8 protein-coding genes are annotated in these 7,034 nt (G+C 51.0%); 6 read left to right on the forward strand and 2 right to left on the reverse strand.

Annotation, left to right across the window (positions count from 1 at the left end; translation table 11 throughout):
- Positions 1 to 13 precede the first annotated feature (13 nt).
- The 6 genes from AC1XDK_RS23985 (at position 14) to AC1XDK_RS24010 (ending at position 5,546) form a co-directional block, all read left to right on the forward strand.
- On the forward strand, positions 14 to 895 hold the full coding sequence (locus tag AC1XDK_RS23985) for a nucleotidyltransferase domain-containing protein (RefSeq protein WP_483352541.1): 882 nt from the start codon (positions 14 to 16) through the stop codon (positions 893 to 895).
- Positions 892 to 1,377, forward strand: a complete 486-nt coding sequence (locus AC1XDK_RS23990) for a DUF8154 family protein (RefSeq protein ID WP_483352542.1) — start codon at positions 892 to 894, stop codon at positions 1,375 to 1,377. Before AC1XDK_RS23985 ends, AC1XDK_RS23990 begins: the two co-directional genes overlap by 4 nt.
- A 156-nt stretch (positions 1,378 to 1,533) precedes the next feature.
- Positions 1,534 to 2,361, forward strand: a complete 828-nt coding sequence (locus AC1XDK_RS23995) for a DUF6159 family protein (RefSeq protein WP_483352543.1) — start codon at positions 1,534 to 1,536, stop codon at positions 2,359 to 2,361.
- Positions 2,362 to 2,650: 289 nt separating this feature from the next.
- On the forward strand, positions 2,651 to 3,412 hold the full coding sequence (locus AC1XDK_RS24000) for an ABC transporter ATP-binding protein (protein WP_483352544.1): 762 nt from the start codon (positions 2,651 to 2,653) through the stop codon (positions 3,410 to 3,412).
- Complete coding sequence (locus AC1XDK_RS24005) at positions 3,405 to 5,165, forward strand: hypothetical protein (RefSeq protein WP_483352545.1); 1,761 nt, start codon at positions 3,405 to 3,407, stop codon at positions 5,163 to 5,165. The genes AC1XDK_RS24000 and AC1XDK_RS24005 overlap by 8 nt, the downstream gene beginning before the upstream one ends.
- Before the next feature lie 129 nt (positions 5,166 to 5,294).
- On the forward strand, positions 5,295 to 5,546 hold the full coding sequence (locus AC1XDK_RS24010) for a hypothetical protein (protein WP_483352546.1): 252 nt from the start codon (positions 5,295 to 5,297) through the stop codon (positions 5,544 to 5,546).
- Positions 5,547 to 5,897: 351 nt separating this feature from the next.
- Here the strand turns inward: AC1XDK_RS24010 and AC1XDK_RS24015 are convergent, their stop codons facing one another.
- Positions 5,898 to 6,227 (reverse strand): DUF7344 domain-containing protein, encoded by a 330-nt coding sequence (locus AC1XDK_RS24015; protein ID WP_483352547.1) that lies wholly within the window; start codon positions 6,225 to 6,227, stop codon positions 5,898 to 5,900.
- Between the two features lie 83 nt (positions 6,228 to 6,310).
- On the reverse strand, positions 6,311 to 6,982 hold the full coding sequence (locus AC1XDK_RS24020) for a helix-turn-helix domain-containing protein (RefSeq protein WP_483352548.1): 672 nt from the start codon (positions 6,980 to 6,982) through the stop codon (positions 6,311 to 6,313).
- Positions 6,983 to 7,034: the final 52 nt, after the last annotated feature.

The following is a 7,034-nucleotide window of genomic DNA, read 5'->3' on the forward strand; positions in this document are numbered from 1 at the left end:
TGGACGTCCCGAAGTGACACAGTTCGGGACAGACGTGGTACGGTTACTCGTAAGTACGGCAGTTGTATCGGCATCTATCGGCTACAAGCCAGCGGGAGGGGGAGAGCTGGTACCGGCCACCGCGTCTGTGGTCGGAGGTGGTTGCCTTACAGCGAGTTACATTGCTCACAGACCGTTTTCGAGTAGCGTGAACACAACCGTTATATGTGGCATAAACAATTACACAACAGATAACGATATGCGCGTTGAAATACGTCTTCCGCTTCCCGAGGAACAAATCTTCAGGTATGAAGCAATGGACGATATTCTCGAAATTACAGCCCACAATCCCACGAGTGAATTCTCAAATCGTGATCTCCAAACACTCACCGGATTCGGCGGCCCAAGCGTCTCGAAAGCACTCACACTGCTTGCCGCACTTGGATTGGTCACACGCCGTGACGCTGGTCGAAAAACACTCTACCAGATCAACGACGACCATCTGCATGAAACCGACGACCCGTTACTGGAAATCCCCCAGACGACCTTCCGACAACCGCTCGAACGATTCACAGACCGCGTCACCGAGGAGATTTCATCGATCGCTGGCATCGTTTGCTTTGGCAGCGTCGCACGCGGTGAGGCAGATCGAGTCAGTGATATCGATCTGTTCGTGCTGACGAACGAAGACGACGAACTCGTGGCCACACGACGAACAATTTCGAAGATCAAATCAGATCTCGAAGCACAGGCAATCAACGGGCAGCGATACGAATTCGAAACCTTCGTCGAATCACCTGCCAGTGCTCGCCGACGAGGTGCAGATCTTCGACCGATTTTCCAAGAAGGGGTCGAACTTTACACAACAGACATGCTCCAGGACATCAAGCAAGAGATCTTCGGAGGGAATGAATGACGTCGAAAGAAATCGAGAACGCACTCGCCAATGCTGAAGACGCGTTCCAACGCTCACCCGACAATCCGGAAACAGGGTTGGAATTCGTGACCGATCCAACTATTCTTCAACTGCGGAAGGCCTGTCGATTGCTCGATGCTGCACAATTCCTGATCGATCGCAATGGCCACTATACAGTGACTATCGAAGCGTCGTTCGTTGCAATCGAGCGCTCAATCCAATTTTACGTGGAAGCAAGTGGCTACGATATTCCTGGACAATCGCATACCGAAGTGTACGAATACGGGGTGCAGGCAGGACTCTTCTCGGACGATGTCGCAGATCGTCTCGAAGCACTCTGGCAGGAAAATCGATCAGAATCGTACTACCGTACCGGTATCGCTGGTGAGTACCGTGTTCAAACGATCTATCAACTGGCGACAAATCTCCATGAGGAAGTTGTCAATCTCACCCGAACTTCGGATTGTCTGTGTGGGAACTGAGCGAAAGTACCGCAAAGGGACATCCTCGTCCGCCGTAAACGGCAGGGTTTCCTGACTACCACAGAGATGAGAGATCCCGAGATCACATTTTGATTAATCAATTCTGAGAGGATAGTGTTGAGAATATTTATATTCACGAAGGCCTATAGTTAGAGTATGGTTGGACGCTTCCAGCGCGGACTCTCAATCGTTGACGATAGTGTCGACGTCTTCCGCGACAACCTCCGCCTCGCCCTCCTCCCGCTCCTGAGCCTCCTTTCAATCGGGAGCGCTTTCGCTGTCGTACTTGGTGTAGTACTCCAGTATCACAGTCTGGATACACTCATCACAAATGACCTCACTCAATATGCTGCCATATTCATCGTAATGGCTGTCTCTTCAAGCGTTGGCGTCTTCTTTAATGCCGCGGTTGTTCACTGTGTATCCCAGTACTTCGACGGCGAAGATCCGTCGGTTCGCGAAGGGCTCGCTGCCGCATGGCAGGTCCGATGGAAAATCGCAGTATGGTCAGTGACGGCAGCTACGCTCGGAACCGTCTTCTACATAATTGACGACAAACTTGGACCACTTGGAAGCATTGCACGGTTCCTCTTTGATATTGCCTGGGCACTCTTAACGTACTTTGTCGTCCCTGTTATCGTGCTTGAAGACACAGATGGTCTTCGTCCGATCCTAGAACAAAGCGGGTCGGCGTTCCGCGAAACGTGGGGTGAGAATGTTAGTGCATCCCTCGGCGTTTCATTCGTGTTCTTCCCAATCGCAGTTCTCGGGATTATCGGTATAGGATGGGCGTATTTCCTCGCAAGTGGGACTATGGCATACGTCGTTGGCAGTTTCGGATTCGTACTCATTGTCGCCTCAATGGTTGCAACACAAGTTGTCGGGATGATCGCTCGAACCGCTCTGTACCGATATGCGACAACAGGAGAACAAGTTGGTCCGTGTGTCGGGCGAAAACCGAATCATGTCTTCCCGTCTAAGTGAGCGGTCACAGCGACAAATCCGTAGATAAGCATCCCACGGTATCCACTCACAACAGGCGAACCTCCTCGGAACGAATTTCAAGATATTTGATTTGCTTGGTGCGCCGCTTTCTTTGTCGATCAAGAGATAACGACATTCCGGATGGTGAAACCGCCACATATAATTTCAATCAATCAGAAGGTACTATTTGACGATACGGGAGAAATCCATTTCGTGATCATGTTGCAAAGAAACTCACAGAAAACCTGAAACTACGAACCTCCACTCACAATCAGCCCTACTCCCCGCAATGAAGGAAATCATTTCAACAACATCATTGACGAAATGCTACGGACAAACAACCGCCGTTGACGCTCTCGATCTTGAAATTCCAGCCGGGACCGTCTACGGATTTCTTGGTCCAAATGGTGCCGGGAAAACGACGACGATGCGTATGCTTACAGGCCTCCTGGAACAAACGAGTGGTAAAGCCACGATTGCTGGTGTCCCAATTAGTGATCGTGATGCTCTCCGACCTCATATCGGATATCTCCCCGAGGACCCACCACTCTACGAAGAGACAACAGCGTACCAACAGCTCGAATATATCGGTGGCCTTCGGGATATTCCGACAAAGCGAGTCCACAACTACGCGGACGTGCTTTTTGATGCGCTGGATCTCGATGTTGGTCGTTCAGAACGCATTAGTGACTATTCGAAGGGAATGCGACAGAAAGTTGCCTACGTGCAGGCTGTTCTTCACGAACCTGATGTCGTGTTTCTCGACGAACCAACATCCGGACTTGACCCACGCGCCGCCAAAACCCTTCGAGAGATGATCCGTGGTCTTGCCGACGAAGGGACGACAGTGTTCCTCTCAACCCACATTTTACCGGTTGTCGAGGAGGTCGCGGACGTGGTTGGCATACTCTACGATGGTGACCTCGTCGAAGAAGGAACACCAGCCGAACTCACCGATGGGACATCACAGCCCACAGACAGCACGCTCGAAGATGCATTCCTTGAATTGACGAGTACTGATCCGATCAAAGAGGCGTCAACGCATGACTGAACAACAGTGGATCTCTCATGCGATTCAGATCGGCAAATTCGAGTTCCGCCGATCTGTATATGCGATTCGGCAGGACCGAGCACGGTTTGCACTCATGATTCTCGGCGTTGCGCTTCCAACAATCATGTTTGGAGGTGTTGGATTTTTATTAGTCAGCTTCATTGACGACATTGCAGGGAGTGCGATTCCCGACCAACTGCGAGGAATGGTGGCTCTCTTCTGGTTATTCGGAGTATTCCTGGTCACGCAACGCGTTGCGTCGGCAAAACCACGAATCGAATCAGATCACCTCATGTTGACGACGGTATCAGCTCGAACAGTCGTCGGGGGGCTACTGATTGCAGAATTCCTGCGAATGATTTCTTACCTCGCATTTCCGGTACTCGTCGTGAGCAGTTTGCTCGCATACGCATTGACCGCACCACTGTTTCTGATCACGATCCCCATAGCCATGATTTTATTTGCGGCAACAGTATCAGCCGCAGGATCCGCTATTGGGTATGGAATCGCATTATTGATTGCATCGTCGCCATTTATAGCGAGACACAAGACCGCCCTTAGTATACCACTCGTCTTACTCGGTACGCTCAGCTATGTGGGATTCCAATATTCAGGAATAACCGGGGTCAGTCAATCAGCACTCGCGTGGTTTCCAGCCGCTTGGTACGCAGATATTGCTGTATTGGGAAGTTCTATTCAGGGTTCTCTCGTTCGGGTAGTCGGGTTACTCATCGGAAGTGGTATTTTTATCATTGGTGTCGGATGGGTTGCTGAATTAGAGACCAAATCGTATTGGTTCTCCGACGGTCCAATACTGACAGACACAACGACTGACGATCAAACATCAGCCAGGAAATCTCGATCAGAAGGAGCGGAAAGTTACCTCGCTACTACCGTCACACCGTTCCGTGCTGATTTTCTCTCACTCCCGACCAGACGAGTTGCCCAAATGGTCGTCCTCCGAGCATGGCGGGATCCACAACGACTGATGTTCATTCTGATACCCGTAATCACCTTCACAGGGCCATTCATCGGTAGTACGGAGAATATGAATATATTCGCTGTCTTGCCAGTTGTAAGTGCTGTACTTATCCCGTGGATGGCGGGAGCACTCTTTCCATTAAATCCACTCGGAGATGAAGGCTCAGTACTTCCTGTGACATTGACTGCGATAACAGGAACGAATTACGTCCGTGGCTTACTGGCACCAGGTCTCATTCTCGGCCTGCCAACAGCAATCGTACTTACCAGTGTTATTGGATTCCTCTCACCATATATGATTCCAGCTCGATTCGGCCTCGTCGTACTTGCAATTTATCTCACGGTGGTATCAGCAGCACTCGGGTCAGAGATTGGGATGCTGTTCCCTCGGTTCAAATCGATCAGTATTGGGCGGGCTGAGGAAGTTGTGCCACCACGGATAACAGCTGTTGCAGTTCATGGGGCTATCGTCTGCATTCCCGGCAGTCTATTGGCACTACTCGTCGCAACGCCCGACCTTGCACAAACAGTTATTTCGGTTCTTATCGGGGCTCTTCCCGGATTCTTACTCAAACTGCTCGTCTCTGCCGGGGTGAAACCGCTTGCTGGGGTGTCGGCGTGGTTTATCACGATTGGGGATACAGTCCAGTCGATACCACTCACCACATTTCGAGCAGGCGCGCTAGGTATCATTGGCATCGGTGGTGTCCTCAGTGCGATTACCGCCTATCGCGATGCAATTCGCCGCTTTAACTCGTTCTCACCACCGTAATCACGAGAGCATGGATTTCCCTTCCTCTTATTTCAGTCTCATTGCCGGAAATACACGCCTCATTACCGGTGAAATACTATCTGGTATGTCCTCGAACACGCGAAGAACGTTGCACAGACGAACGACGTGATGGTCGCACAGTTGGGCTATCGAGAGGTTGCGACCCACTACGGCTGTGCGTACACAAACGACGGCTATCGCGTCATGGAGGAGATGGCCGAACGTGTGCCCGGCGTGAGCTACAAGGAATCGCGGACGCTGTGTGTAGACGACGCAATGGGAGTCGGTGGCCATCACATTGAGATCACGTTCGCCCAGCCCGACTTGGCGGGGTGGATGCGAGCACACGAAGCAAACGCAGGAGGAAACGGAGGGCGCTAATTATAGCGTTGTAATCACGGGGGTTCTGCGAACCCCCACTCGAACTAAGCCACCACACGAGATTCACACCGCATTGCCGGTGACACATGGTGGTAGTAGTGTGTTGGTTACGGTGGAGTGCGTCTATTTCTGCGAACCGGAGGGGGTCGCTCTTGCGATCCCCCTCTATTACAACGGTATAATTGAGTCTCTATTTTCGGCGGGAACGTCGCCGACCGTACGGTTACTTGTGAGTACGGCAGTTGCATCAGTGTCTATCGGCTACAAACCAGCGAGAAGGGAAGAGGGTGGTACCAGCTACCGCGTTTGTGGTCGGAGAGAAGGAGGACACAAGCGACACCCGAGGAGAATTTACAGTGAGTCATTATTCGCAGGCAGAATCTCAAGAATCTCTTCGAGTATCGTGATGGCACGATAGCGAATATCCTTGTTTCGCCGACCGTACTCGATAACCCCGTAATCAGCGAGTTTCGGAATGTGTGTATGGATGAGCAAGAGTCGTACTCGATTGGTAGTTGTTGCTTCATCATCTTCTTCGAGAATGTGTTCAACAAGCTCATCGAGTTCCACAACGCCACGATCTGTCCTTGAAAGGTACAAGAGAATCTGACGTCGATACTGGCTAGACAATATCTGACACGCCTTGCTTAGCGTCAGGGAGGGACGATTGTGATGGGCCATCGTGTCGGATGTTCCAGGACAGATAGTACAAGCACATGGGCTGTTCACACGCGGTATTTTTAATCAACTATGTAGGGAACACCCTACTCAGACACATCGAGAAGTGCGTGCGTAAGCAGTGCTTCATTCCCACGTCGAATGAGATCGGAGAGCGACTGTTGGCTGATATCGAACTCCTCCGCTAACTCGGAAAGTGTGACTTGCCGAGGGGTTTGAAAGTATCCTCGTTGGAGGGCGGATAACAGTGCGTCGCGTTGCTTTTCGGTGAGCACACCATTGATGAGATGATCACCGGCTTCGGTGAGCGTGTGCATTTGACCGAGTGTATACTGAATATCATTCTCACGGCAGTGATTATGGAACGTAGTGAGATCTGCTTGCGTAGGAAAGAGAACCTCAAATTCCCACGCATGGGAGTTATAGCCGTAGGCACTCCGAATAATGGTCTCTGCAGCCGTGAATCCCTCAAAAATTTCGCCTTCAGGGGCGTCCCAATTCAGGAGATACAATCGACGATCGTCAACCTCCTCAACCGCTACAAGTTCCAGAACCTGCTCGTGAGCACCAACGCGATGCTCGAAATCATCGAGATCCGTATTCCAGGCCCAGAACAGAGGGATAGTATTTGTTCCAACCGGGACGATCCGCTCAAATTCGATTTGTGTCTCTGTTCCCGCAGTGAGTAACCGACCAAGTGGGAACTCCGTGGCTGGAAGTGAGAGTTCAACAATATAGTAACCGTTAGAACTTTTCACTCAGAGACTGTTGCAAGAGATCGTGAATCATCTCGACGAGATTTCCGTCGAA

This window comes from Haladaptatus sp. HS23, from assembly GCF_056892285.1.